The organism is Nocardia africana NBRC 100379 (genome assembly GCF_001612635.1).
Lineage (GTDB): Bacteria > Actinomycetota > Actinomycetes > Mycobacteriales > Mycobacteriaceae > Nocardia > Nocardia africana.
Genome location: NZ_BDAV01000016.1, coordinates 57,361 through 81,998 on the forward strand (window position 1 = coordinate 57,361; position 24,638 = coordinate 81,998).

The 24,638-nt window shown below is 69.5% G+C and carries 26 protein-coding genes; 10 read left to right on the forward strand and 16 right to left on the reverse strand.

Features of this window, described 5'->3' with window-relative positions; translation table 11 throughout:
- Positions 1-240: 240 nt before the first annotated feature.
- The 6 genes from NA3_RS28195 (at position 241) to NA3_RS28220 (ending at position 5,959) form a co-directional block, all read left to right on the forward strand.
- On the forward strand, positions 241-1,119 hold the full coding sequence (locus tag NA3_RS28195) for an alpha/beta fold hydrolase (protein WP_218021907.1): 879 nt from the start codon (positions 241-243) through the stop codon (positions 1,117-1,119).
- Positions 1,120-1,204: 85 nt separating this feature from the next.
- Positions 1,205-1,975: a maleylpyruvate isomerase N-terminal domain-containing protein gene (locus tag NA3_RS28200; protein ID WP_062966771.1), complete on the forward strand. Its 771-nt coding sequence runs from the start codon at positions 1,205-1,207 to the stop codon at positions 1,973-1,975.
- A gap of 64 nt (positions 1,976-2,039) precedes the next feature.
- A complete protein-coding gene (locus NA3_RS28205; protein ID WP_062966689.1) occupies positions 2,040-3,146 on the forward strand; it encodes an NAD(P)/FAD-dependent oxidoreductase in 1,107 nt (368 codons plus the stop codon).
- A gap of 109 nt (positions 3,147-3,255) precedes the next feature.
- Positions 3,256-3,624, forward strand: a complete 369-nt coding sequence (locus NA3_RS28210) for a nuclear transport factor 2 family protein (protein WP_062966690.1) — start codon at positions 3,256-3,258, stop codon at positions 3,622-3,624.
- 43 nt (positions 3,625-3,667) lie between these two features.
- On the forward strand, positions 3,668-4,483 hold the full coding sequence (locus NA3_RS28215; RefSeq protein ID WP_062966691.1) for an alpha/beta fold hydrolase: 816 nt from the start codon (positions 3,668-3,670) through the stop codon (positions 4,481-4,483).
- 42 nt (positions 4,484-4,525) lie between these two features.
- Entirely contained in the window at positions 4,526-5,959 is a 1,434-nt protein-coding gene (locus NA3_RS28220) for an MFS transporter (protein WP_062966692.1), read from the forward strand.
- A 55-nt stretch (positions 5,960-6,014) separates the two neighbouring features.
- Here NA3_RS28220 and NA3_RS28225 read toward each other — a convergent pair whose 3' ends face one another.
- Positions 6,015-8,771 (reverse strand): ATP-binding protein, encoded by a 2,757-nt coding sequence (locus tag NA3_RS28225; protein WP_062966694.1) that lies wholly within the window; start codon positions 8,769-8,771, stop codon positions 6,015-6,017.
- 123 nt (positions 8,772-8,894) lie between these two features.
- On the opposite strand from NA3_RS28225, the gene NA3_RS28230 reads away from it, so the two are divergent.
- Positions 8,895-9,323, forward strand: a complete 429-nt coding sequence (locus NA3_RS28230) for a nitroreductase family deazaflavin-dependent oxidoreductase (RefSeq protein WP_062966773.1) — start codon at positions 8,895-8,897, stop codon at positions 9,321-9,323.
- A 58-nt stretch (positions 9,324-9,381) separates the two neighbouring features.
- Here the strand turns inward: NA3_RS28230 and NA3_RS28235 are convergent, their stop codons facing one another.
- The 6 genes from NA3_RS28235 to NA3_RS28260 form a co-directional block, all read right to left on the reverse strand.
- The gene (locus NA3_RS28235) at positions 9,382-10,656 is read right to left on the reverse strand and encodes an MFS transporter (RefSeq protein ID WP_062966695.1); all 1,275 of its coding nucleotides are present in this window, start codon (positions 10,654-10,656) and stop codon (positions 9,382-9,384) included.
- The gene (locus tag NA3_RS28240; RefSeq protein WP_062966698.1) at positions 10,653-11,762 is read right to left on the reverse strand and encodes a PLP-dependent cysteine synthase family protein; all 1,110 of its coding nucleotides are present in this window, start codon (positions 11,760-11,762) and stop codon (positions 10,653-10,655) included. Before NA3_RS28240 ends, NA3_RS28235 begins: the two co-directional genes overlap by 4 nt.
- A gap of 97 nt (positions 11,763-11,859) precedes the next feature.
- Positions 11,860-12,255 (reverse strand): putative copper homeostasis (lipo)protein LpqS, encoded by a 396-nt coding sequence (gene lpqS / locus NA3_RS28245; protein WP_128145196.1) that lies wholly within the window; start codon positions 12,253-12,255, stop codon positions 11,860-11,862.
- A gap of 320 nt (positions 12,256-12,575) precedes the next feature.
- Positions 12,576-13,184, reverse strand: coding sequence for a sigma-70 family RNA polymerase sigma factor (locus NA3_RS28250; protein ID WP_062966701.1), 609 nt, complete (start codon positions 13,182-13,184; stop codon positions 12,576-12,578).
- 441 nt (positions 13,185-13,625) lie between these two features.
- Positions 13,626-13,826, reverse strand: coding sequence for a hypothetical protein (locus NA3_RS28255; RefSeq protein ID WP_062966703.1), 201 nt, complete (start codon positions 13,824-13,826; stop codon positions 13,626-13,628).
- A 191-nt stretch (positions 13,827-14,017) separates the two neighbouring features.
- Complete coding sequence (locus tag NA3_RS28260) at positions 14,018-15,208, reverse strand: alcohol dehydrogenase catalytic domain-containing protein (RefSeq protein WP_062966705.1); 1,191 nt, start codon at positions 15,206-15,208, stop codon at positions 14,018-14,020.
- A 125-nt stretch (positions 15,209-15,333) separates the two neighbouring features.
- Between NA3_RS28260 and NA3_RS28265 the strand changes: the two genes are divergently transcribed.
- Positions 15,334-15,708 (forward strand): hypothetical protein, encoded by a 375-nt coding sequence (locus NA3_RS28265; RefSeq protein ID WP_062966707.1) that lies wholly within the window; start codon positions 15,334-15,336, stop codon positions 15,706-15,708.
- 4 nt (positions 15,709-15,712) lie between these two features.
- On the opposite strand, the gene NA3_RS28270 is transcribed toward NA3_RS28265, so the two are convergent.
- Together NA3_RS28270 and NA3_RS28275 are read right to left on the reverse strand one after the other, a co-directional pair.
- Positions 15,713-16,162: an STAS domain-containing protein gene (locus NA3_RS28270; protein ID WP_084491938.1), complete on the reverse strand. Its 450-nt coding sequence runs from the start codon at positions 16,160-16,162 to the stop codon at positions 15,713-15,715.
- Between the two features lie 227 nt (positions 16,163-16,389).
- Positions 16,390-16,563 carry a CsbD family protein gene (locus NA3_RS28275; protein WP_062966775.1) on the reverse strand — a complete coding sequence of 58 codons (174 nt, stop codon included), beginning with the start codon at positions 16,561-16,563 and terminating at the stop codon, positions 16,390-16,392.
- 183 nt (positions 16,564-16,746) lie between these two features.
- On the opposite strand from NA3_RS28275, the gene NA3_RS28280 reads away from it, so the two are divergent.
- Positions 16,747-17,343 (forward strand): Rv1733c family protein, encoded by a 597-nt coding sequence (locus tag NA3_RS28280; protein ID WP_062966711.1) that lies wholly within the window; start codon positions 16,747-16,749, stop codon positions 17,341-17,343.
- A gap of 37 nt (positions 17,344-17,380) precedes the next feature.
- Here NA3_RS28280 and NA3_RS28285 read toward each other — a convergent pair whose 3' ends face one another.
- From NA3_RS28285 to NA3_RS28310, 6 genes are all read right to left on the reverse strand, one after another.
- Positions 17,381-17,584 carry a DUF8691 family protein gene (locus NA3_RS28285; protein ID WP_227995272.1) on the reverse strand — a complete coding sequence of 68 codons (204 nt, stop codon included), beginning with the start codon at positions 17,582-17,584 and terminating at the stop codon, positions 17,381-17,383.
- 62 nt (positions 17,585-17,646) lie between these two features.
- Positions 17,647-18,021: a PLDc N-terminal domain-containing protein gene (locus NA3_RS28290; protein WP_062966715.1), complete on the reverse strand. Its 375-nt coding sequence runs from the start codon at positions 18,019-18,021 to the stop codon at positions 17,647-17,649.
- 256 nt (positions 18,022-18,277) lie between these two features.
- Positions 18,278-19,027, reverse strand: coding sequence for a contact-dependent growth inhibition system immunity protein (locus NA3_RS38850; protein WP_227995273.1), 750 nt, complete (start codon positions 19,025-19,027; stop codon positions 18,278-18,280).
- A gap of 100 nt (positions 19,028-19,127) precedes the next feature.
- Positions 19,128-21,080, reverse strand: a complete 1,953-nt coding sequence (locus NA3_RS28300) for a VWA domain-containing protein (RefSeq protein ID WP_062966717.1) — start codon at positions 21,078-21,080, stop codon at positions 19,128-19,130.
- Positions 21,077-22,471, reverse strand: a complete 1,395-nt coding sequence (locus NA3_RS28305; RefSeq protein ID WP_062966719.1) for a sigma 54-interacting transcriptional regulator — start codon at positions 22,469-22,471, stop codon at positions 21,077-21,079. Before NA3_RS28305 ends, NA3_RS28300 begins: the two co-directional genes overlap by 4 nt.
- Before the next feature lie 49 nt (positions 22,472-22,520).
- Positions 22,521-22,958 carry an STAS domain-containing protein gene (locus NA3_RS28310; protein ID WP_062966721.1) on the reverse strand — a complete coding sequence of 146 codons (438 nt, stop codon included), beginning with the start codon at positions 22,956-22,958 and terminating at the stop codon, positions 22,521-22,523.
- 176 nt (positions 22,959-23,134) lie between these two features.
- Here NA3_RS28310 and NA3_RS28315 point away from each other — a divergent pair, with 176 nt between their 5' ends.
- Positions 23,135-24,103, forward strand: a complete 969-nt coding sequence (locus NA3_RS28315; RefSeq protein WP_062966723.1) for a TIGR03557 family F420-dependent LLM class oxidoreductase — start codon at positions 23,135-23,137, stop codon at positions 24,101-24,103.
- Positions 24,104-24,179: 76 nt separating this feature from the next.
- On the opposite strand, the gene NA3_RS28320 is transcribed toward NA3_RS28315, so the two are convergent.
- Positions 24,180-24,626, reverse strand: a complete 447-nt coding sequence (locus NA3_RS28320; RefSeq protein ID WP_227995274.1) for an ATP-binding protein — start codon at positions 24,624-24,626, stop codon at positions 24,180-24,182.
- Positions 24,627-24,638: the final 12 nt, after the last annotated feature.

Here is a 24,638-nt window from a genome sequence, read left to right on the forward strand (position 1 = left end):
CCGTGAGACGAGGGCAGTCCGCGCTCTGCGGGCCGGGACCGTGCAACACCACCGCGACCGCGCGAGAAGGACCCGCGGCCCACCCGAAAGTGAACCGCCTCCCGTCCCCGGGAGGAACCACATTCCCGCATGCCGGCACTTTTGGTTAGGCTAACCAATGTGATTGGGAGCACGCAGGGGACTCGGGCGGGACAATCAATACGGCAGCGAGCCGATCCGGCCGGACCCCACAGCCAGGGCGTGGCGAGCACCGCGCCCACCCGTGACGGGCGCCGGCTGTACTACATGCACCGGCCGGGACGGAACGACAACCGCTCTCCCCTGGTCGTTTTCGAGAGTGGCCTCGCCTGCACCCGCTCGTACTGGGCGGCGGTGCAGCGAGAATTCGACGACTACGCGGCGACCGTCGTCTACGACCGCAGCGGTCTGGGCCGCAGCGCCCCCGACACCGCACCGCGCGGGCTCCGGCGCTTGGCCGACGACCTGGTCGACCTGCTCGATCACCTCACCGAGCGCTTCGCCGCACCGCGGCTCGTACTGGTCGGGCACAGCTGGGGCGGTCCGATCGTGCGGGTCGCCGCCGCGGACCGACCGGACCGGATCACGGGCACAGTGCTGGTCGATCCCACCGACGAGTTCTGCGACGACCTGTTCACCACGGCGTCGCAGCGGGCGGCACGCACCGGGCAGCGGCTCAGCGCCGCACTCGCACGCATCGGCGCACTGCGACTGGCCTACCGCGACACCCTCGCCGCGCTGCCCGCCGACGCCCGTGCCGAGTTCCGCGCCGAGGGCTTCGCGGTCGCGGCGATGCGCACCCGTGCCGCCGAACTCGCCTGCCACACAGCAGATCTCGAACACTTACACCGCACCGCCCCCGACCGTCACCAGCTCGCCGTCACGGTCGTGTCCGCCGATTCGCCCTCCACCGGTATCTCGGCCCGCTCGCGTGCGGCGATCAACGCCGCGCACCGGCGGCGGGCCGCACGGCCGCACGGCAGGCATGTCGTCGCCGAGCACTGCGGCCATATGGTGCCGACCGAGCGCCCCGGGCTGGTCGCCGCCGAAATAGTCCGGATCATCGAGGAATACGGTCCGGGCGCGCGAATCGCCGGGTGACATCCGGCAGCGGCGGGGTATGCGCGAATCAGGACGGATCCGCCACGACAACCGGGCGCCGACGACCCGGTTGGAGGAGATGCCGATGGTTTCACACACTGCCGCCGAGGCGTTGCCGGAATGGGAGGCCTTCGCCCGCGCCGTACAGTCGCGCCGGCCCGACGCGGGTACCTGGTGCGAGGGCTGGACCGTACACGATGTCGTGATCCACAACACCGGCAACGCGGAGGAACTCGCGCGGGTGCTCGCCGCCCATGCGGCGGGCAGCCCGGTGCCGACCCGTGGTTTCGAGGAGCGGGAGGCGCCCTATCGCGCGATGCCGGACGCCGAGTTGTGGGCGGCGTTCGTGGATCGGTGCGAACAACTCGTCGAAACCGCGGAGGTGATCGACACGCTGTCTCCGCTGGAGGCGATCGGCTGGACCGGGCGCACCGTCGGTCCGGACTTCTTCCTCGAGCACATGCGTCAGGAGATGGTGCTGCACCGCTGGGATATGACCGGCGACGACGCGACGGCGATCGATATGCTCATGCGGCCGTGGATAACTCGCCACAGCGTGCGCGATGTCGGCCTTCCGCTGCTCGCGCGCGGCAGCAGGGATATCGATTTCGGTCCCGAGGGCCGTATCGAGGCCAGATTGCGCGCACCGGGCACCGACGACGTCCTGGTCGTCGCCGAGCCGGACAGCAGCTCCATCGAGTTGGTGCCGCCGCAGGGGCAGGCGACAGTGGAAAGCGATCCGGCCGTGCGCGTGCTGTTCCTGTGGGGCCGCCGGCCCGCCGATCCGACGCGCTGGCACAGCAGCGCCGGTCCCGAGGAACTGGGCCGGCTCCGCGCACTGCTCGCCGGGTACTGAATCCCCGCGCGCCGGTCGGTGCGCCGCCGTGATTGCGCGCCGCGGCGGCGGGTAGTCCGCGAGGATGGGTGCCGCAACCGATGTCGCCGTGGTGGGAGCCGGAATCGTCGGCCTGGCCACGGCTCACGCGCTACGCCGGGGCGGGCTCTCGGTCACCGTGTACGAGTCGGGCCGGCCCGGCGGCGGCCAATCGGCCGGTCAGTCCCGGATCTTCCGCCATGCGCACACCGATCCCCGGCTGGTCGAGATGGCGGTGGCGGCCCGTCGCGTCTGGCGCGAGTGGGAAGGCGACTTCGGCACCGAACTGATTTCGCGCGACGGGGCGGTCGCGCTCGGGGCCGGCGTGGCGGACAAGCTGGAGATCCTGCGGCGGACGCCCGGCGTCGATGCCCGAGGTATCGACGCCGAGGAGCTGGCGAGCCGGCTGCCTCCGCTGGCCGACTACGACGGCCCGGCCATGCTGGACGCGACCGGCGGCTCCATCCGCACCGTCGCCGCGATCGACGCTCTCACCGATCGGTTGCGCGACGCACTGGTCAACGACCACGTCCTCACCCTACGGCACACCGCGGCCGGAACCGTCGAATTGCGCACCGGTACAACCTGTTCGGACTTCGGCAGCGTCGTCGTCTGCGCAGGCCGCGGTACCGCGCCGCTGGCCCGGACCCTCGGCCTCGCCCTGCCGGTCCAAGTCTCCGCGCACGTCCGGGTGACCTTCCGCCCGCGCTCGGCGCCGCCCACCACACTCGCCACCCTGCAGGACAGCAGCGGCGAATTCGGCGAGACCGGCATCTACGCCGCCGCCTTCCCCGGTAACACCCATTACGCGCTCGGACTCAGCGATTCCGTGCCCAGCAGCGACGGCGGCTCGGTCGACCCCACGGCCCTGGCCTGGCTGGCCGAACGCGCCGTCGGTTACGTTCACCGCGCACTACCCGGGCTCACACCCGAACCGGACGGGTACGTGCACTGCTGGGTGACCCGGCTGCCGTGGGGTGAGGACGGGCTGGCCGCCTGGCAGGACGGCGCCGCCACCTTCCTCGCCGGCCACAATCTGTTCAAACTGGCCCCGGCCCTGGGGGCCACGCTCGCCGACAGCATCACCACCGGACACCCCGCCGCCACCCTGCACCCGTCGCGGCGCCTCGGCGATCCCGCCGCCGACCGGTAGGACACCCGACCGGCACTACCGTCGAAAGTACTTAAGCGCGACAGATTCCCGGTCGCCCGGAACTCCATAACTTTGTGGTCGGAACATCACGACCACGAAGGAGAACCCCGTGAGCGACATCAACGACCTGGTCGAACGCTACCTCGCCGTCTGGAACGAAACCGATTCCACCGCCCGCGCCGCGCAGATCGCCGACCTGCTCACCGACGACGCCGAATACACCGATCCACTGGCCTCGGTTCGCGGCCATGCCGGACTCGACGCGGCCGTCGCCGCGGTCCAGCAGCAGTTCCCCGGACTGGAATTCACCCTCGGCGGCCCGATCGACAGCCACCACGGCATCGCCCGCTTCACCTGGCATCTGGGCCGGCCGGGCGAGGAACCGCTGGTGATCGGCTTCGACGTGGCCGCCATCGGAGACGACGGCCGCATCCGCCAGATCCTCGGCTTCCTCGACAAGGTACCCACCGGCGCCTGACCCCCTCCCGACACCCGGCACTTCACCCCGCAAAGGACCGATCATGTACTTCACCACCACCGACGGAACCACCCTCGCCTACGAGGACTACGGCACGGGCGAGCCGATCGTCTTCGTCGCCGGCGCCATGCTCAACACCGAGATGTGGGAATACCAGATTCCGTACTTCACCGACCGCGGCTACCGCTGCATCGCCTTGGACCGCCGCGGCCACGGCCGCTCGGATCGCCCGTCCACCGGCTACGACATCGACACCACCGCCGACGATCTCGGCGCCCTGCTCGATCATCTCGACCTGCGCGAGGCCACCCTGGTCGGCCACTCCACCGGCGGCGCGGAGATCGCCCGGTATCTGGCCCGCCACGGCGAAAGCCGCGTCGCCCGAGTGGTTTTCCTCGCGGCGATCCTGCCCTTCGTGAAGGCCACCGACGACAACCCCGACGGCATCCCGGAGGCCATGCTCGACGCGCTCGTGGACAGCATCCGCACCGATCGCGGCCGATGGCTGGCCCGGCAGTCGCAGATCTACTTCAACAGCCATCTGAATCCGGACGTCTCCCCCGAACACATCGACGTCACCTACCGTCAGTGCCTGTCGACCGCGCCGTGGGCGACGCTGCACATGCAGCAGGCGGTCTTCCACTGCGACAACCGGGAAGCGTTGCGCGGCATCACCGTTCCCACCCTCATCGTGCACGGCGCCCTGGACTTCTCCGCACCCGCCGAGATCACCGGCCGGCGCACCGCCGAGCTGATGCCGAAGGCCGTCTACAAGGAGTACCCGACCGCCGGTCACGGCCTCTACACCTCGCACGCGGCCGAGTTCAACAACGATCTCCTGGAATTCGTCCGGGGCTGACCGAACGCCCTTGTGCCACACCATAGTTACCGAGGAACACACATGTCCGCACCCACCCTGCCGGCCGACGGCATCCGCCCGGCGAGCGCACCACCCGCACGGGCCACCCTGCTCGTCCTGCTGGCCGGGATCTTCATGGCCACCCTGGACTTCTTCATCGTCAACGTCGCCATCCCCGACACCCAGGCCGATCTGCACGCGAGCAGCGCCACCATGCAGTGGGTGGTCGCCGGATACGGCCTCGCGGTCGCGGCCGGGCTGATCACCGGCGGGCGGCTCGGTGACCTGTACGGCCGCCGCCGGCTCTACGGCCTCGGCATGGCGGTCTTCACCCTCGCCTCCCTGGCCTGCGCGCTGGCCGGTGACGCCACCGAACTGGTCGTCGCCCGGGTCGCGCAGGGCGCCGGGATGGCGCTGCTGATGCCGCAGGTCCTCGGCATCATCAGCGTGGTGTTCACCGGCGCCCGCCGAGTGCGTGCCTTCGCCGCCTACGGACTCGCGATGGGCCTGGCCGCGGTCTTCGGCCAGCTGATCGGCGGGCTGCTGATCCAGGCCGATCTGTTCGGACTGGGCTGGCGCACCATCTTCTGGATCAACGTGCCGGTGGGTGCGCTCACCCTCGCGGTGCTGGCCCGGCTGGTCCCCGAATCACGCGGAGACGGCGGCACCCGGCTGGACCGGCTCGGCGTCGCCCTGATCGCGACCGCCCTTGTAGCGGTGGTGTTGCCCCTGATCCAGGGTCGGGAGCAGGGCTGGCCGATGTGGACCTGGATCTCACTGGCCGCGGCTGCCGTGCTGGTCGCCGCCTTCGTCGGCGCGGCACGGCGGTCGGCGGCCCGCGGCGGGGAGCCGCTGGTGAATCCCGCGCTGTTCACCGAACGCTCGTTCGCGGTCGGTTCGATCATCGCGCTCAGCTACCAGATGACCATGGGCTCGTTCTTCCTGTTCCTGGCGTTGTACCTGCAGCAGGGGCGCGGCCTGTCGGCCTTGGGGTCGGGCCTGCTGTTTCTCGCACTGGGCGCGGCCTATCTGTTCACCTCGATGCTGTCGGAGCGAGCGGCGGCACGGTTCGGCCGGCAGATCGTCGCGCTCGGGGCGGTCCTGCAGGCCGGCGGATATCTGCTGCTCGCACTCACCGCGCACGAGCTCGGCGGCGGCGGTTCGGTGCTCGACCTGCTGCCGGCGATGATCGTCGCGGGGGCGGGAATGGGCCTGGCGCTGGTGCCGATGCCGGGCATCGTGCTGGCGGGCGTGACGCCGGAGCACGCCGCCGCCGCGGGAGGCGTGCTGGCCACCGCACAGCAGGTCGGTGGCGCGGTCGGGATCGCGGTGGTGGGCATCGTCTTCTACGACCGGCTCGCAGCGCCCGGCGGATTCGTGCCGGCGTTCGTCGCGAGCCTGGTGCCGATGGCACTGCTGTGCCTGCTCACCGCGGTGCTGGTGCAACTACTCCCGTCCACCCGCCTCCGCAACTAGAGACCACACCAGCCCCCGGTGTTCGCCACCGGGGGCTGCGGGTTGTCCGCATCCGTCAGAACAATTGATCCGCAATGGTTTTCAGCTCGCCGCGCGAGGTCACTCCCAGCTTCGGGTACGCCTTGTAGAGGTGGTAGCCGACGGTGCGGTGACTGAGGAACAACTGGGCGGCGATATCGCGATTGGACAAGCCCTGGGCGGCGAGACGAGCGATCTGCAACTCCTGCGGGGTGAGACCCGTCATCGCGGGCGCGTGCGAATCCGATGGTGTGCCGGCCCCACCCGGTGCGGCGCCGGTCGCGACGAGTTCGGTGCGGGCGCGTTCGGCCCAGGGGCGCATGCCGATTCGCTCGAACATGTCCAGCGCCTCGGCCAGCACCGTTCGCGCCTCGCTCTTACGGCGGGCCCGGCGCAACCATTCGCCGTAGAGCTGCGCGGTGCGGGCGTATTCGACCGGACGTGCCTCGCGGTCGTGCAGATCCAGCGCCCGCGTGTAGTGGGTCTCGGCGCGGTCGTCGTCGGACAGCAGTGCGCGGCAACGCAAGACGAGCGCCTCCGCCCACGGCTGCCGCACCGCCGTGGCCCAGTCGGCGAGCCGATCGGCGTGGGTTTCGGCTCGGTCGGCGGCGCCGACCCGCACCGCGGCCTCGACCAGGTCGGGGATCGACCGCATCGCGCACAGGTGATGGCGCAGCGGGTCCCGGGTCAGTCGCTCGAAGCGCGACAGCGCCGATTCGGCCCGGCCCGCACCGAGTTCGAGCAACCCCAGCGACCAATGGGCCCACGCCGCACCGGGCGAGACGGAACCCGGTGTGCTGTCGGCGAGTCCGGCCTCGGCGTACTGCCGGCACCGCTGCTCGTCGCCCTCGGCGGCATGAATATGCGCAAGGACACTGCTGAGCTGGCTGACCCATTGGCGCTGGCCGAGATCTTCGGCCAGCCGCAGCGCCTCGGCTGCGGTGGTTCGCGCATCGCGCAGACGGCCGGTGAAGATCTCCACTTCGGCGGCGAAGAACAAGGTGGTCGGCAGGCGGCCCGCGGCACCGGCGCTGCGATACTCCCGGGTCAGTGCGTCGGCCGGACCGTAGACGGCGGCATCCTGGCCGCTGGCCATCGCCACGCCGCACAGCATCAGCCGCACCTGATCCGGTACCGGTCCCCGCCGCTCGGACTCTTCCAGGGTCCATGTCAATTCCGGCGGCGCGCCGGCGGTGTCGCGGCGATCCAGGACGCTCGCCATATAGGTCACGATCGGATGCAGTGGATCGGTGTCGGCCAGCGGCACCGCGGTCAACTGCGCCACGCAGTCGCGGACATGCTGTTCGCCCAGGTACCAGCCGGTGTGCAGGGCCTGGACGAGCATGGTCGCCGCCAGCGTGGGATCGCGGTCGGCGACCTGCCCGGCGCCGTCGCGCAGCAGCGCGTCCGCCTCCGCGAAACGGCCCTGCCAGAAGTGGGCGAGCCCTTCGACATGCGCGAGGCGAGCCCGCAATTCCGTTGTCGCACCGGACCTTCCGGCAGCACGGCGGGCGAGCCCCGCGGCGCGCTCCAGATCGCCCGCGTTCAGGGCGGATTGGGCGGCCAGCGCCTCGCGGTGCGCGCGCAGGCCGAGGTCGGCGGTGAGCCGGGCGGCGCGTTCGTAGGCCGCGGCGGCCGCCTCGTGGCCACTGCGGGCGAGCGCACGCGCGGCCGTATCCTCCAGGGCCGCGGCGACTTCCGCATCCGGCCCGGTGGCCGCGGCGGCCGCGTGCCAGGCGCGGCGGTCGGCGTCGGCGGGACCGTCGAGCGCGGCCGCCAGCGCACGGTGCGCGGCCACTCGCTGTCCCAGCGGAGCTCGCTGGTACACGGCGGCCCGGATCAGCGGATGGCGGAAGGCGATCGTCTCCGCCGTCTCGCCGCGCACCAGCAGTCCTGCCTCCTCGGCCGGGGCCAGATCGTCGATTCCGGCGCCGACGGCCGCCGCGGCCCGCAACACCGCCGACAATTCGCCGGACTCCTCGGCCGCGACGATCAGCAGCACGTCCTGCGTCGACTTCGGCATCCGGCTGACCTGGCCGTGGAAGGCCAGCTGCAGCCGATCGGTCAACGCCAGCGCACCGGGATGGGCCGCCCCGCGACCTTCGTCGCGGGTGGCGTCGGCCAATTCGAGCAACGCCAGCGGATTGCCCTGCGCCTCGGCCAGGACCTGCCGGCGTACCCCGGCGGGCAGTTCGCGACGGTCGAGCAGCGCGGCCGCGGCGTCGGGGTCGAGCCCGGCGATGCGGCGTTCGGGCAGATCGGCGGCGCGGGCGAACGCGGCACCGTCGCGGGCGGCGAGGATGATCACGATCCCTTCGGCGTACAGCCGCCGGGCGGCGAACAGGATCGTGTCCAGCGAGGCCCGGTCGAGCCATTGCGCGTCGTCGATCAGACAGACCAGCCCGGTATCGCCGGCGTATTCGGTGAGCAGCGACAACACCGCCAATCCGACCAGCATCGCATCGCCGCCGGGATCGTCGCCGAGTCGCAGGGCCGCCTCCAGCGCCGCCCGCTGGCGCACCGGCAGGGCAGGCAGATGCGCGACCGCGGGCCGCAGCAGCAACTGCAAGCCGGCGAACGGAAGTTCGGCCTCGATTTCCACTCCCGCGCCGCGCAGCACCCGCAGGTCGCCGCCGAGGTCGGCGGCGTGGTCGGCGGCGTGGTCGAGCAGGGCGGTCTTACCGATTCCGGGTTCGCCGCGCAGCACCAGCCAGCCACTCTCCCCCGCGCGGGCCCGGTCCAGCAGGGCGGCGATCGCCGCGGTATCGGCCGCGCGCCCGTACAGCTCAGCCATGGGACCGCGGGGTGGCGGTCGCCACGAATCGGATCACGAACACCGAACCGATGATCGCATACCGCGCACCGCCGGTATTCCCACGTGCGCGCCTCCCGCCGCCGCCACGGGTTCGACAGCAGAATGCAACCCATGAGCGATTGGAATACCGCGATCATCGAGGAATTTCGAGCCAACGAGGGCCGCGTCGGCGGCGATTTCGAGGGCGCGCCGATGGTGCTGGTGCATCACCGCGGCCGCAAGTCCGGCCGCGAGCTGGTGACGCCGATGATGTATCTGGCCGACGACGAGAACCCCGACGCCATCTATGTTTTCGCGTCCAAGGCCGGGGCGCCGACCAATCCGGACTGGTACTACAACCTGACGACCGCTGGCACGGCGGAGATCGAACGCGGCACCGACCGCTATCCCGTGTCGGTGACCGAGGTGACCGGTGAGCGCCGCGACCGGATCTTCGCCGAACAGGCCCGCCGCTATCCCGGATTCGCCGGCTATGCCCGCAAAACCGAAGGGATCCGCACCATTCCGGTGCTGGAACTGCGGCGCGCATAGCCTCTGCCCCGGTACTCGTCCACCACGGTGGCGGCGGACGAGTGCCGGGCATCGCAGGTCATGCCGATTCGCGAACCGACTCCACCGGAACCTCTTCTCCCCCAGCGGGTTGCGCGCGTGCGCTCCGCTCGAGCGCGGCCAGGGCGAACGCCGCGAGCGCCCCGATGGCGGCGAACCCGGCCCACACCACCGCGTCGAGTCCGGCCGACCGAGCGGCGTCCAGCACCACGCCGGTGACGAGGTTGCCGGTCAGAATCCCGACCCCGACCACCGTGTTGTAGAACCCGTAGTGGGTGGCCACGAGCGCGCCGCCCGACAGCGAGACCACCGTATCCATTTCGAACGGGAAGACCGCCGCGGTACCGACCGCGAGGATCGCCGCCGACATCAGCAGCGCCGCAACGGCAGTCACCGTGCCGAACGGTCGCGGTCCCGGGACCAGCAGCAGCGGCAGGAAGGACGCCGCCAGCACACTCATGCCGACCACGAGACCGCGGCCGGTCCCCCACCGGCGGCGAAACCATGCGGTGATGCGCAGCTGCCCGGCCACCGCGACCACCCCCGAGACCACGAACAACGCCGAGGTGAGCGCCTGCGCGTGGCCGGGGCTCAGATATTCCGCCTGCAAGGGCAGTGCCAGATAGACCTGGAACGACAGCACGTACGAACCGATCATCGCGACGGCGAAGGCCAGGAATCGCCGGTTGGCGAGTACGGTCCGCCAATCCTGGAGCACCGTCGTGCGCATCGCGGGATCGCCCGCCCGCCGGGGCGGCAGGGCGAACAGTTGCGCGAGCGTCAGCACCGCGAAGACCACGGCGGCGGCCGCGGCGGTCACCCGGAAGTCGGTCACCAGCAGGGCGAGTCCGGCCAGCGGCCCGACGAGGATACCGGCCTGATAGAAGATGTTGAAGACCGCGAACGCCTCGACCCGGCGCTCACCGGTCTCCGCGGCCAGGTACGCGCGCACCGCCGGATTGAACAGCGCACCCGCGAAACCCGTTGCGGCCGAGGCGATCAGCAGCATCGGCAGCGAGGTGGCGAAGATCAGCAGCGTGAATCCCGCGGTGCGCAGCAGACAGCCCGCCACGATGAGCGGTTTGTAGCCGAGCCGGTCGGCGAGCGTGCCTCCCACGAGGAACATGCCCTGCTGGGAGAAGTTGCGCACGCCCAGCACCAGCCCGACCGCCCACGCCGCCAAACCGATCGGGCCGGCGAGATATCCGGCCAGATACGGCATGAGCATGTAGAAGCCCAGGTTGATGCCGAACTGATTGATCATCAGCAGCCGGGCCGCCGGGTCGAAGCTACGAAATCGGGCGAGGACACTCATGCGGCGGGCTCCGGGTCGAGGATGCGGGGGTCGACGACGGTGGTGCAGCGCGTCCACGAGGTCACGACTCGCTCGGCAGGATGGCCGATCGTGTCGGGTTCGACCGGTGGATCGGCATCGAGCAGACCGTGTTCGTCGCAGTAGGCGTCGTTGTAGACGGTGTCGGCGTAGCGGTGCGGTCCGTCGGGAAAGACGGCGGCGATCCGGGTGCCGGTGTCGTGCACGCGCGCGGCCCAGCCCGCCACCAGAGCCACCGCGCCGACACTCCAGCCGCCGCTGGCGTGGTGGGTGGCGGCCAGCGTCCGGCAGGCCCACACCGCCTCCGCCGGTGCGACCCAATGGATTTCGTCGAAGGCGGCGTAGTCGACGTTGCGGGGGTGGATGCTCGAGCCCAGCCCACGCATGAGTCGCGGCCCGGCCGGTTGGCCGAAGATCGTCGAGGACACGGTATCGACGCCGATGAGCCGCAGCCGCGGATTGTTGCGGCGCAGCACCCGGGCCACGCCCGCGGAATGTCCACCGGTCCCGACCGCGCAGACCAGGACGTCGACGCGGCCCAATTGCTGCAGCATCTCCAGTGCCAGCGATTCGTAGCCGTCCACATTGTCGGGATTGCTGTATTGATCGGGGCTCCAGGCCTCCGGTTCGGCGGCCAGGAGTGCCGCGACCCGGTCGCGGCGCGCCTGTTGCCAGCCGCCGGCCGGATGCGGTTCGGTGACCTTCTCCACCCGTGCGCCGTAGGCCCGCAGCAGTTGCACCACCATCGGTTCCATGCCCGGGTCGGTGACCACGGTCACCGGATGCGCGTACACCATCCCCGCCAGCGCGAGGCCCAAACCCAAGGTGCCACTGGATGATTCGACGATGCGCGCACCCGGGCGCAGATCGCCGCGCTGTTCGGCGCGACGCACCATGTGCAGTGCCGGGCGGTCTTTCATACCGCCCGGGTTGGCCCCTTCGAGTTTGGCCCAGAAGCCGCGGCCGCGGCCGCTGAGCGGTTCGCCGATCCACAGCACCGGCGTGTTGCCCACCAGCCCGCGCGGGCGCTGCGCCGGCATCGGCGCTGCCGGGATCGGCTGCGGGTGGTCGAGCACGATGTCGTCCATGACTGTCGCTTTCGGTATCTCCGCCCGGAGCGGGCGGTACGGATGCGGGCAGCGGACACCGGCCGCCGGCAGGGGCCGACGGCCTGTCGCTGACCGATCAGCGGCGGGCGATACCGAAATACGTCAGAATGTCGCGACCGGTTCGTGAGGGCGGGCCGGGCGGCCCGCGCACGGTGGGCGCGAGAAAGTGCCACGACGCGGCGGTCACCGTCTCTCCGGTGGCCCATACGTGGCCCGGTGGCCAGAGTTTCGCGGGATCGGCCGGGAGCATCGAGTCCAGCACGACGTGTCTGTCGTGCGCACAGCAGTCGTCCCATACGGGCAGATGGGAACCGAGGTGGACGAGTGCCGGTGTCGCGGCTGCCGACGAGGCGGTGGCAGCCGAGATCTCCGCGTCGGCGACCGTGCAATCGGTATGCAGCGCAACAAGAGTGAGCAAGAAGGCGAAGATCATGGCCGCGGCGCCACGTCGCGGCCGTAGTACGGAGCTCACCGCATCCGCACCCGCCGCTCGCAAGGCTGGGGTGGCGAACAGGTACGTCGCACGGAGCTGAGCCGGGACCGACACCGATCCACCACGCCGGCCTCCTCACCACGAGCGCCTCTGTCGCACAACACCTTCGCACGATGTTGCCGAGTATCGAACCGAGCGTCGCCCCACCGGTGGGGAACGCGACCAGGCTCGATAACATCTACTACATACGTACGTAACTAGTAGATCATAACCGTCGTGGAGCCGGGCGCCACTACCGAAGCGGCACCTCGCAATATACCCCTAGGGGGTAGAAATACCAACCGCCGGAAAGCGGACTCTCACTCCGCCTCGTCGCGCGCCTTCTCGGAAAGTCTGGAACCGAGTGTTTTCAAACCGGCCCGGATGCGGGCCTTCGCCGTGGGCAGCGGAATACCCAGATCCTGCGCCACCTCCGGATAGGTGCGGCCCCCGTAGAAGGCCAGCAGGATCGCCTCCCGCTGCCGATGCCCCAGCCGGTGCACCTCCCCCGCGACCGACCGCTCGTCCAGCCGCTGCGTCACCTCGTCGAACACCACATCACATTCGGGCTGATATTGCCCGCGACCGAACGCGCGCTCCCGGTCCGCCAGCGATTGCTCCGAACGCACCCGGTCGACGGCACGCCGGTGCGCGAACATCATCAGCCAGGCCATCGGACTGGCCCGCCCGGCGTCGTATTCGCCGGCCGCGGACCACGCCTGCAGATAGACCTCCTGGCTCACTTCCTGAGCCAATCCGGGGCTACGCAGGATAGCGGTCAACCGTGCCATCAGGCGGGCGTTGGTGCTGCGATAGAAGGCGGCGAAGGATTCGGCGTCCCCCGCCGCGGACTTGTGCAGCAAGGTTGCCAGCTCCGCCGCTGTGATGGTGGTCGAACTGCTCTGACGGTAACGCTGATCGATGTCCATCGCACACCGTTTCGTCTCGCGGGATAGTCGTTACCTGCGGTAAAAATATCCGGCTTCGTTGCCGAACCGCCTGTTCAATCCTTGCGCCGCCGAGCGCCGATGCTCGCGGCCGAACGCGTGGTACCCGATCCGAACCGCTGGAACCGGCCGATTGGTGTCGTCGTATTCAACGACATATCTAGCATCGGGAGCCGGGTGCCAGATGTTAACCACAAAAATGGAACAATCTCGAGAACGTCGGAATTCCGCGATCGAAGCCACCGCTGAGACCAAAATTCTCCACGGCCTTCCGGTCACCGCCCCGGCGCCTCCGCACGCACGAATCCGAACCCGAACGTTGTCACACAAGGCCCCGCGAAGCGCTGCGCAAACCTCCCCCCGACAGCCGCGTAGGCCGGATCAATGATCCGGCCTACGCTGTCGAGTCCGTGGCGATTCGGGTCAGCGACCGCCGTGGCTGTGCTGACCACCGGCCTGCTTGGCCTCGGTCGGCTGCGCCTGGGCACCCTTGCGCCCGGCTTCGTGCGGATCGGCGGCATTGCGCTGGCCGAAGCTACCCGTGCTGGCCTGTCCGCCGCGACGAGCCTGTTCCTCGGTGTCGCTGCGGTTGCCGAACTGTCCGGGATTCTTCTGGTCGGCCATTGCGGACCTCCTTCGCAGTAGGGACTTCTCTCGATCGCGACCGGCGTACTGCCCGGCCACATCAGAGGCACTACCCGGGCCTCCCGGAGCTATGCACCGGCAAAGCGACCGATTGCGAAAACACTGGTCGAGAGCGGAAATTCTTGCGGCACCGGGCAATTCGGGCGCGGTGGCCCAGCCCCGCGCGCTGATCACGCGGCCGCCGGATCGAGAACCACCTTCACCATTCCGTCGGCCTTGCGCTGGAAGTCGTGATACACCCGCGGCGCCTCCGACAGCGGAAGCCGGTGGGTGGCAAAGGTTTCCACCCCGAGCGGATCACCGTCCTGCAGCAGCGGAAGAATGTCGCCGACCCACCGCTTGACGTTGGCCTGGCCCATCCGCAGCTGAATCTGCTTGTCGAACAGGATGCGCATCGGCAACGGGTCGGCCATACCGCCGTAGACCCCGGACAGCGATATCGTGCCGCCGCGCCGCACGATGTCGATCGCGCTGTTCAATGCCGCGAGCCGGTCCACACCGACGGTGTCCATCAGCTTCTGCGACACCATCCCCGGCAGATAGCCGGCCGAGCGCTGCGCCAACTCCGCGACCGGCGATCCGTGGGCCTCCATCCCCACCGCGTCGATCACGCTGTCGGGTCCCCGCCCGTCGGTGCGGTCGCGGATCACATCCCCGATCGAGGCGCCGATCTGCTCCAGATCGACCACCTCCACACCGCGATCCGCAACCCGGCGCAATCGTTCCGGCACCCGGTCCACACCGATCACCCGGTAACCGCGATGAGCGGCGATCCGGCACGCCATATCGCCGATCGGGCCCAGCCCCAGCACCACCACCGAACCGCCGTCGGGCACGCCGGCGTACTCGACCGCCTGCCACGCCGTCGGCAGCACATCCGACAGATACAGGAAGCGGCTGTCGTCGGGACCGGCCGGGATCGGGATGTGGGTGAAATCGGCGTGCGGAACCCGCAGGTACTGCGCCTGCGCGCCCGGGACCTGTCCGTAAAGCTTGGAATATCCGAACAAGGCTGCGCCACTGCCGTATTCGCGCACCTGCGTGGTCTCACACTGCGTCGGCAAACCGGTGTCGCACATGACACAGTGCCCGCACGCGATCTGGAAGGGCACCACCACCCGGTCCCCCACCGACAGCGAGCGCACTTCCGAGCCGACGTCGACCACCACCCCGATCGGCTCGTGGCCGAGCACGTCACCGGCACTCATGTAGGGGCCGAGCACCTCGTAGAGGTGCAGATCCGACCCGCACACACCCGAGGAGGTCACGGCGATGATGGCATCGGTCGGCTCCTCGATGCGCGGGTCGGGCACCTCGTCCACCGAAATCTTGCGGCGGCCCTGCCACGTCACTGCTTTCATCGTGTCACCTCGATCTGCATGTGTGCTGGATACGGCCACCGTCGGCCTACCCGCCGCCCGGATGACCAAACGAACGGGTGCGCCGGCGACGGTTTGCGGCGGGCGATTGCGGGCACGCGAAGCACATGGCTGGAAACGAATCCGACGAAGACCTGCTCACCTCGACCGAGGGACTGGATTCCGACGATGTGGGCAACGACGACGGCGACGAGATCGTGGAACCGCCCGACGACTGGTCGGGCGCCGACAGCTACGGCATGACGGCCGGCGAGCAGCGCACGGAACGCCCACTGTCCCAACGCCTCGCCGAAGAGGAGCCCGACGTGGGGGTCGGGCCGCCCGCCGAGCCGACGCTCCCGGAATCCGGTGCGACCGAAGGCCTGGATTCGATCCGCACCGGATCGCCGGGTGGCGCCAGTGACACCGAGGCCGTCGAGGACATCGTGCGGCGCGAATCCGGCACCGACGGCGACTCCTACTTCCCGCTGCCCGACGAGTAGCGGCTCACCCGGGAGTGGCGGCGATCGGGGGCCCGGTCACGTCGTGCAGAGCACGGCTGACCGCGCTCACGACCGTCGAATGGATCGGCAGTTGCCGGGTCACCGAATCCAACTCGGCGATCCGCATGATTGTCCGCGACTGGGTGACGAGGCATAGATGCACGCCCGCTGACCGGTAGTGCTCGGCCTCGCGGGCCAGTGTCAGCAAGGCGCGCCAGGACAGGAAACTCAGGCAATTGGTGTCGATCACCACGATGGGCGCGCCGCTTTCGGCAGCGGAGCGGATGCGTTCACTCCATCCGGGCATCGTGTAGCTGTCGGCCTCACCGCGAAACGACAGCACCAACGCCGGGCCGCGGCTGCGCACAACTGCGGACAGGCGCGCTTCGGCAACGTGAGAGGTGCCGGATCCACCGGCGGGGGGTACGGGACGTAATTCGGCGCTCGAGCTCATTGAGGTCTCCAACCGGAGCCGAGGGCAACGGGCGCGAGCCCGCTGCGGGCGTCCTACCACATGAAGACCGACCCGCTCTACCTTCTTAACAGAGACGCAGCGGTCTGTACAGCCGAAACGGCATGTGCGCAGCTCGAGCGCGTGCGCCGGGACCGCCGCGGAAACACGGCGAGGCCCGGACCGGGCGCATCTGCTGCACCGGTCCGGGCCCCGCGACGAGGTCGCGATCAGTGATCGAAGGCGTCCTTGACCTTCTCGCCCGCGTCCTTCAGGTTCGACTTGGTCTGATCGGTCTTACCCTCGTTCTTCTTGTCCGGATCGCCGGTGGCGGCGCCGAGCTTCTCCTTCGCCTGCCCGGCGGCGTCCTCGAGCTTGTTCTTGGCCTTATCGATGGCACTCATGTCGTGCTCCTTCCGAATTTGCCGGACCACCCGCACGGTTGCGGGTCATCGATGCGATATCCACCAGGATGCGTGCCAAACCTGTCGCCGACCGTGGCGAAGATCCACTCCGAACACCGTTTGCCCGGGGCGGGAACGGTTATTCTCCGACCGTGTCTCTGCCGGTCGTGGTGGGAGAGTGAAATGGTGCGTACTACCTGCGCGGTCTTGCGGGCCGGACGGATCGCGCCCTGGACGCGCTCACCGTTGATGCGCCGCGCCGACCGCTTCGAACAGGCGCTGCGGCTCGCGCTGGTGGTGGGCGCGCTCGCCGCGATCCTGCTCGCCGTCGCCGCCGGCACCGCCCAGTATCGGGCCGAACTCGCTTCCATCCACGCCGACAATGCCACGAAAACGGCTGTGACAGCGGAAGTTACGAGTGATCCGATCCGGATGCCGGCACCCAGCGGCATGTTCGCCGACCAGCTGCGCGCCGAGGCGCAGTGGAGCCGGGACGGACATCCGGGCCAGGCCATGGTCGACGTCGACGGCACCACGCACCGCGGCGACCGGATCCCGTTGTGGCTCACCACTCACGGTGATCCGACCACACCGCCGATCGCCGACGACGCCGCGGCCGCCAAGGGCATCGCCACCGGCACGGCCGCTCTGCTCGCATGCTGGGCGCTGGCCTACGGATTGGCCCGATCCGCGGGATACGCACTGGATCGGCGCCGGGCCGGCGAATGGGAGCGCGAATGGCGGCGGATCAGCCCGCAGGTGGGCCACGGTCACTCCTGACCACCGGCTTCGACCGGGGCAGTCGCCCACCGTGGCCTCAATCCGGCAGGCGGCGCATCTCGATCAGAGTCAGTCCCAAGGCGTCGATGCGGGCCAGCACGCTGCGCATCGCGGTGTAGTCCTCGAGCGGGCCGAACAGCGCGGTGGTGCCGGGCGCGGCCACAGTACTGCGGGTCAGTTCCGGAAATTCGGCGCAGATGTCGCCGGGCAGTTCCCCGTCGACGATGAATTCGTAGCGCACCGCACCGCCTCTCGATTCCCTGTGCCGTGCGGTGGGCGCAGGCACCCCGTGGTCCCCGCGGCTCAGGCCAGGGCGCGGCTCTTCAGCTGCTCGAACTCCTGCGCGGTGATCGTGCCCTCGTCGAGCAGCCGCTTGGCGTCGGCGATCTGGGCGGCCGAACTGGTTCCGGCCACCTCTTTGATGTAGGCGTTCTGCGCCTGCTCGGCCTCTTTCGCCGCCTGGGCCGAGCGCTGCGCCATACCGCCGCCACGCACGATCAGATAGACGAGCGAGGTCAGCAGCGGCAGCACGAACATGAACACCACCCACACCGCCTTCACCCAGCCCGACGTGCCGCGATCCCGGAACAGATCGGTGAAGATCCAGAACAGCAGGATCAGATAGGCGGCGAACGCGAAACTCATGATGATCAGCCAGAACACATCCCACACGGGCATGACGTCTCCTCGATGACAGCGTCCGGCTTCCTCCGAACGGTTTCCCGCGACCGCACGCCCCCAGCGGGGCAGCAACCACCGCGGTACGCCGATCAGTTCACGCCTCGGACCCCGGCGACGCTTCACCCGTTGCGGGTGAGCTGGTGTGCGGCGGTGCCCACTTCTACGGCCGTGGCGTCCGAGCCGCCGGGCCTTATCGGGCCCGCGACGCCCGCGGGACTATCGCGCGGGCCGGCGTGTTCATCGGGCGATCCGTTCAGTCTTCGCCGGGCAGGCCGGCGAGGAAATCCGTTACAGCGCTCCATATTTCCTCGTGCGGTGCGCCGTGCCGAGTCAGGTCGCCCAGCTCTCGCACCGTGTCGATGATGTGCCGTATACGAACCAGCGCGACGGGATCCTGCTCCCAGTGTTTCCGGTCGACTCGCAGGGTTGCGACCAGCACGTCACCCGGAAACAGATCGCCCGCGATCAGCGGATCCCAGTTGAGCTGGGCCAGCACGCGCGGCAGCAGCACGTCGACACCTGCGCGTTGCCCCAGAAGGCGGCGCAGGTCCTCGACGGTCAGCTCTCCGATCGGCGTGCGTCGCAGTGCGCCGACGGTGCGCATCAGGTCCGTCGCATCCGCCGGCAACGCCGGCCACACGTCGTCTTCCAACTGTTCCAACGACAGGTCCTCGTCGGCATCCGCGCACACCGTCCATTTCCCGGCTTCGTGCCGAAAGAACATGGTGCCGACGTTGTCCGGTGAGTGGGCGATGCGCGCGAGGGCCACCTCGCCGTAGACGCGGATACCCGATACCTCGAAGGCGGGAGCACCGATCGGATCGACCGGCGGCGCATCGTCGTCCGGATCGTAGTCCGGCTCGCCGACGTCGTCCAAGAACTGTTCGGCTTCCTCCGCGCACATCAACGCCGCCATCTCGCGCGGAACCCCGCGCTCCGTCGCCACCCAGAACTCGTTGATCAGACCGGAGATCAGAGTCTCGTCATCCACCGAAGACCGCATGCCGACATCCTGCCCGCATCGACGCACCGGGCTCCTGCCTACGATGGGAACCTTGCCGCCGGCACTACGGGAGGGGCGGCACCACCGCCGTGCCGACGCGCTATCGGCGCCGCCCACTCAGGTAGTCGGATACCACCGCCGCACCCAGGCCGTCGAGATCCGGGGCGATGACCCGGCCGCCGCTGCGTCGGGCCATCAGATCGACGAACGCTGCGAGCCTGGGGTTTTCGCCGAGGATGAACACCGAGACCGACGCGCCGAGTTTCGCGAGGACGTCGACCTGGGCCATGGTGACCGCGAGGGTCCGGGAGTCGGGCGGCCAGTTGAAATACGAGCTGCCGTCGGGTTCCAGGTGGGCGGTGGGTTCGCCGTCGGTGACCACCAGGACCACCGGGACCGCGTCGGGGTGGCGGCGCAGGTGGCGGGCGGCGAGCAACAGGGCGTGGTGCAGGTTGGTGCCCTGTTCCCAGACCGCTTCCAGACCGGTCAGTTCCGCGATGTCGACGGTGCCGGCATGGCGACCGAACGTCACGACTTCCAGTGCGTCGGAACGGAATCGGGTACTGATCAGCTGATGCAGCGCCAGGGCGGTCCGCTTCATCGGCAGCCAGCGTCCGTCCTGCACCATCGACCACGACGTGTCGACGCACAGGGCCACCGCCGCGCGAGACCGCTGATCGGTTTCGGTGATCTCGACATCCGAGACCGACAGCGACACCCGGCGACTCCCCGTCGACGCGGACCGAAGCACCGCGTTGCGCACGGTTTTCGACACATCCCACGGTTCGGTGTCGCCGAAGCGCCACGGCCGCGTCGCACCCGTCGGTTCGCCGGCCGCCCCGGCGGTCACCGTCCCGCGCTGTCCGCGCTGCGCGCGCAACCGCCCGATCACATCACGCAGCGCCACCTCGCCGAGACGGCGTAACGCCTTGGGCGTCAAGCGAAGCGACCCGTCGGGTGCGCGTTCGAACAGGCCCTGGCGGCGCAGTTCGCGTTCCAGTTCAGCCAGCCGGGCGGCGTCGACGGCGGCGTCGGCCCCGAGCTGGCGGGTGAGGGCGTCGAGATCGATATCCTCGAGCCGGGCACCGGGATAGGACTGGCCGAGTTGTTCTGCCAGTGCGTCCATTTCGGCCAGATCCTGCATCGCCTGGGCGCCCTCGCCGAGGCCGAGCGGGTCCTGGCCCCGGAACCGCTGCCCCGAATCCCAGTCCTCGCCGGGGCGCAGCGCGCGCAGTGCGGCATCGAGCGCGGAAACCTCTTCGGCGATACGCGGATCGCCGAAGGCCTGGCCGATCAGTTCGCTCAACTCCGCCTGTTGTTGCGGCGAGAGCGAATTCATCATCCGCTGCGCGGCGGCCGCCCGCGCCGCCAGCGCGTCGATCAATTCCTCGGTGTTGCGGGGGTTTTCGGGAAAGAACTCGCCGTGTTCGGCCATGAACTCCGCGAACTGCCGCTCGGTGTTCTCCCCGCGCGCGTGAGCGGCGAGCAACTGGTTCAGATCCGACATCATCTGCCGCACCCGCTCGACATCCTCGGGCGTGGCGTTCTCCAGCGCCTGCTTCATTCCCTGGAAGCGGGAGTCGAGCAGTTCGCGGCCGAGCAGTTCCCGTATCTGCTCGTAGTTGGCGCGCCCCGTCTCCGAGCGCCACTGGTAGTCGGCGAGTTCGGTCACCGCCGCGGCGGTACTCGACGGCAGCGCGTCGAGTTGCGCCTCCGCGAAGCGGGCTTCGTCGGCCGGATCGGGGAACAGCGCGGTGCGTTCGGCCTCCAACGCCTGGTCGAGCAGTTCCCGCACCTGCTGCAGGGTGCCGTCGAGGCGGTGCTGCCGGGTGAGCTCGGCTCGGCGCTGCCACAACCGCCGGGTCAGCTCGTCCAGTCCGGGCGTGCGGCCGGTGCCGCGGCGCAGCAGCTCCTCCAGGGCGGTGCGCGGGGAGCTGCCGTCCATCACGTCACGGCCGATGAGATCCAGCGCCTCCCGGAGATCGACCGGCGGCGCCAGAGGGTCGGGGCCGTCGTGATAGGGGCCGTAGGAATAGCGGTCGGGGGTCGTCATGAGCCGTAGATCGCTGTGCCGTCGTCGGAGTCCTTGGCCAATTGACGGCTCAAATACAGTGACTCCAAAGCGAATTCGACGGCCGCGGCGATACGCGCCGGCGAATCGGTAGGCTCGGCGCCGAGCCGCTCGGCCACCCGCGCCAGCACCGGCAGCTCGGGCAGCGCCGAGAGCACCTCCTGGCCCGGCACCCGTTCACCGGTGGTGACCGGATGACCGGCGCTCACCGCCTCGGCCAGCGGCCGCAGATCCACCCCGGCCAGCCGCCGCCGTGCGGTCTCGGCGAAGGCGCGCCGCAGCAGATGCGTGAGGTGCTCGGTTTCGCGGCCCTCCTCGCCGGATTCGAATTCCACCTTGCCGCGCAGCACCGCGGGCACCGACTCCAGGTCCACCGGGCGCGCGACGGCGGGGTGTTCACCGGTCAGCGCGGTCCGGCGCAGGGCGGCCGCGGCCACGGTCTCGGCCGCCGCCACCGCGAAGCGCGCCGAGACGCCGGAGCGCTGATCGACAGCAGGCGATTCCCGCAACTGGCGCACGAAGCGGGCCAGAACCTCGAGCAGCGGATCGCCGACCTCGGCGACCAGTTCGGCCTCCTGGCGCACCAGCGCGGTCTCGGCCTCCACGTCGAGCGGATAGTGGGTGCGGATCTCGGCGCCGAACCGGTCCTTGAGCGGAGTGATGATGCGGCCGCGGTTGGTGTAGTCCTCCGGATTGGCGGTGGCGACCAGCAGCACGTCCAGCAGCAGCCGCAGCGTGTACCCGCGCACCTGGATGTCGCGCTCCTCCATCACGTTCAGCAGCGCGACCTGAATCCGTTCGGCGAGGTCGGGCAGTTCGTTGATGGCGACGATGCCGCGATGGGCGCGCGGGACGAGGCCGAAGTGGATGGTTTCCGGATCGCCCAGGCTGCGGCCCTCGGCCACCTTCACCGGGTCGACGTCGCCGATCAGGTCGCCGACCGAGGTGTCGGGGGTGGCGAGCTTCTCGGCATAGCGTTCGCTGCGGTGACGCCACGCCACCGGTAGGTCGTCGCCCAGTTCGGCCGCGAGCCGCCGGCCCGCCGGGCTGATCGGCGCCAGCGGATGTTCGCCGAGTTCGGCGCCGTCGATCACCGGCGTCCATTCGTCGAGCAATCCCGCCAGGGTGCGCAGCAGCCGGGTCTTGCCCTGGCCACGCTCGCCGAGCAGCACCACGTCGTGTCCGGCGAGCAGCGCTCGCTCCAGCTGCGGGACGACGGTGCGGTCGAAGCCGACGATGCCGGGCCACGGATCGGTCCCGGATCGCAATGCGGCGAGAAGATTCTCGCGGATTTCGGATTTCACCCCGCGCGGCTGATAACCGGCGGCGCGCAGTTCGCCCGCGGTGGCGGGCAGATGCTGAGGAACACTCACCCCAGCGACGCTACGACGATCTTCCCGCTCCGACAACGATTGTGCCGGCTCACTTCGCGGTGGTGGGCGGAGCGGGCAGGTGGCTCAAGGCACCGACAACGGTGGAATGAATGGGCAACTCGGCGGTCAGCGGGTCCACCGCAGCCATGCGCGCGATCGTCGGAGTGCGGCTGACCAGGCAGATCGCGACACCACGTTGACGCTGGTCCGCGGCTTCTTCGGCCAACACCACCAGTGCACGCCAGCTCAGGAAACCGAGCCCACCGGTATCCACGACCAGCGGTCCGCCGTGGGCCGCCGCCAGCGCCGCGCCCTCGTGCACGAGGCGGCGCCAATCGTCGAGGGTGCAGGCATCGGCCTCGCCGCGCACGGACAAGACGACCGCAGCTCCGTGGGTGCGCATGACCGCGCTGAGCCGGGCCTCGGGGCGACCCGGGACGGGAAGCGGACGGTGACGACCGATTCGCAATGTGGCGTTCGTCTTCATGTGCGATCTCCCACGCGAAACCGACATGTGCAGTGCCCCGCTTTCTCGAGGCAGATCCCGCTGTCATCTTTCTAACAAAGACGACGCGGTCTGTATAGCCCGTCGGCATACGGTTGCCGACCGCGGGGCTGGGTAGCCGGGAATCGACTGTCCCACGCGTGTGAGGAGCCCCCGCAATGCAGATCGGTTACAAACTGGCGTCGGAATCCTATGGACCGCGCGAACTGATCCGACAGGCGATCCGGGCCGAGGCGGCCGGATTCGACTTCGTGGAAATGAGCGATCATTACCACCCGTGGCTCGACAATCAGGGCCACTCCCCGTTCACCTGGACGGTCTTCGGCGCCATCGCCGAGCGCACCGAACGCATCCGCCTGGTCACCGGCGTCACCTGCCCCACCATCCGATACCACCCGGCGATCGTGGCGCAGGCCGCGGCCACCTTGGCGCTGGTGTCGGACGGACGGTTCGATCTGGGCGTCGGATCCGGTGAGCGGCTCAACGAACACGTGGTGGGCCGGGAGTTCCCGCCGATCGATATCCGCCAGCGCATGTTGCGCGAGGCGCTCGAGATCATCCGGTTGCTCTGGCGCGGCGGATATCACACGTATCGCGGTGGGTACCTGTCGATTTCGGACGCGCGGGTATTCGATCTGCCCGAGCGGCTGCCCGACATCATCGTCGCCGCCGGTGGCCCCGACGCGGCCCGGCTCGCCGCCGAACTCGGCGACGGGCTGTTCGCGACCGACCCCGAAGCGCGGATCGTGGACACCTATCGCGGCGCAGGCGGGCGCGGCGGCGGCTACGCCGAAGTCGGAATGGCCTGGGCCCCCGACGAACAGACCGCGGCGCAGGCCGCACTGGAAACCACACGCTGGGCGCTCACCGGATGGAAGGTGATGAGCGAGTTGCCGAATCCGGTGAATTTCGCCGCGGCGACCACCACCGTGCGGCGCGACGATATTCTCGAGCAATTCGCCTGCGGTTCCGATCCGAAACGCTATCTGGAAGTCGCGCAGCAATATGTCGACGCCGGATTCGATCATCTGGTGATGCAGAACGCCGGACCCGACCCGGAAGGCTTCATCGACTTCTATCGCAGCGAACTCGATACCCCCATGCGCGAATTGACTCCGGCGAGCTGAATTCGGCGCTCGGCGCGCGACACGAGGGTCCGGCAAGACGATTGCCGGACCCTCGCCGCACTCGGGGCGGTGCAACTCAGACGCTGCTACCGTGCCGTCGCAACCGCCGGAATTCCACCGTCACCGGATAACCGTCCACCGCCGAATCGAAGGGTGCGGTGGTGGCCTCGAGCGAGTCGGTGATCGAGGTCAGCACATGCCAGCCGAGGCCGTCCCGATGCAGCGCCTCCGGCGTGACCGCCACCGCCGTCACCGCCACCGTCATCCGGTCGCCGTCGTAGCCGAAATCGCATTCGATCGACGTTCCGGGCACGGCGCGCTCGATCAGCGCGGTGGCGATCTCGTCCAGCGCCACCCGGATGTCGGTCACCTCGTCGAGCGCGAATTCGGCCATCAAGGCGACCGTTTCGGCCAGTGCGCGCAGCATGATCAACTGGCGCGCTTGTGCGAGTACTCGCACGCCGACGACCGAACCCGCAGGCGCCGGGTCCGCCGACGGCGAAATCCACTCGCTCAAGGACACGTCCTCTCCTTC

Bases quoted from the DNA above. Each gene is read 5' to 3' on its own strand.
- NA3_RS28200 (WP_062966771.1), top strand. From the start codon at position 1,205: ATGGTTTCACACACTGCCGCCGAGGCGTTGCCGGAATGGGAGGCCTTC.
- NA3_RS28205 (WP_062966689.1), top strand. From the start codon at position 2,040: ATGGGTGCCGCAACCGATGTCGCCGTGGTGGGAGCCGGAATCGTCGGC.
- NA3_RS28215 (WP_062966691.1), top strand. From the start codon at position 3,668: ATGTACTTCACCACCACCGACGGAACCACCCTCGCCTACGAGGACTAC.
- NA3_RS28220 (WP_062966692.1), top strand. From the start codon at position 4,526: ATGTCCGCACCCACCCTGCCGGCCGACGGCATCCGCCCGGCGAGCGCA.
- NA3_RS28225 (WP_062966694.1), bottom strand. From the start codon at position 8,771: ATGGCTGAGCTGTACGGGCGCGCGGCCGATACCGCGGCGATCGCCGCC.
- NA3_RS28230 (WP_062966773.1), top strand. From the start codon at position 8,895: ATGCAACCCATGAGCGATTGGAATACCGCGATCATCGAGGAATTTCGA.
- NA3_RS28235 (WP_062966695.1), bottom strand. From the start codon at position 10,656: ATGAGTGTCCTCGCCCGATTTCGTAGCTTCGACCCGGCGGCCCGGCTG.
- NA3_RS28240 (WP_062966698.1), bottom strand. From the start codon at position 11,762: ATGGACGACATCGTGCTCGACCACCCGCAGCCGATCCCGGCAGCGCCG.
- NA3_RS28250 (WP_062966701.1), bottom strand. From the start codon at position 13,184: ATGGACATCGATCAGCGTTACCGTCAGAGCAGTTCGACCACCATCACA.
- NA3_RS28255 (WP_062966703.1), bottom strand. From the start codon at position 13,826: ATGGCCGACCAGAAGAATCCCGGACAGTTCGGCAACCGCAGCGACACC.
- NA3_RS28260 (WP_062966705.1), bottom strand. From the start codon at position 15,208: ATGAAAGCAGTGACGTGGCAGGGCCGCCGCAAGATTTCGGTGGACGAG.
- NA3_RS28265 (WP_062966707.1), top strand. From the start codon at position 15,334: ATGGCTGGAAACGAATCCGACGAAGACCTGCTCACCTCGACCGAGGGA.
- NA3_RS28270 (WP_084491938.1), bottom strand. From the start codon at position 16,162: ATGAGCTCGAGCGCCGAATTACGTCCCGTACCCCCCGCCGGTGGATCC.
- NA3_RS28275 (WP_062966775.1), bottom strand. From the start codon at position 16,563: ATGAGTGCCATCGATAAGGCCAAGAACAAGCTCGAGGACGCCGCCGGG.
- NA3_RS28280 (WP_062966711.1), top strand. From the start codon at position 16,747: ATGGTGCGTACTACCTGCGCGGTCTTGCGGGCCGGACGGATCGCGCCC.
- NA3_RS28290 (WP_062966715.1), bottom strand. From the start codon at position 18,021: ATGCCCGTGTGGGATGTGTTCTGGCTGATCATCATGAGTTTCGCGTTC.
- NA3_RS38850 (WP_227995273.1), bottom strand. From the start codon at position 19,027: ATGCGGTCTTCGGTGGATGACGAGACTCTGATCTCCGGTCTGATCAAC.
- NA3_RS28300 (WP_062966717.1), bottom strand. From the start codon at position 21,080: ATGACGACCCCCGACCGCTATTCCTACGGCCCCTATCACGACGGCCCC.
- NA3_RS28310 (WP_062966721.1), bottom strand. From the start codon at position 22,958: ATGAAGACGAACGCCACATTGCGAATCGGTCGTCACCGTCCGCTTCCC.
- NA3_RS28315 (WP_062966723.1), top strand. From the start codon at position 23,135: ATGCAGATCGGTTACAAACTGGCGTCGGAATCCTATGGACCGCGCGAA.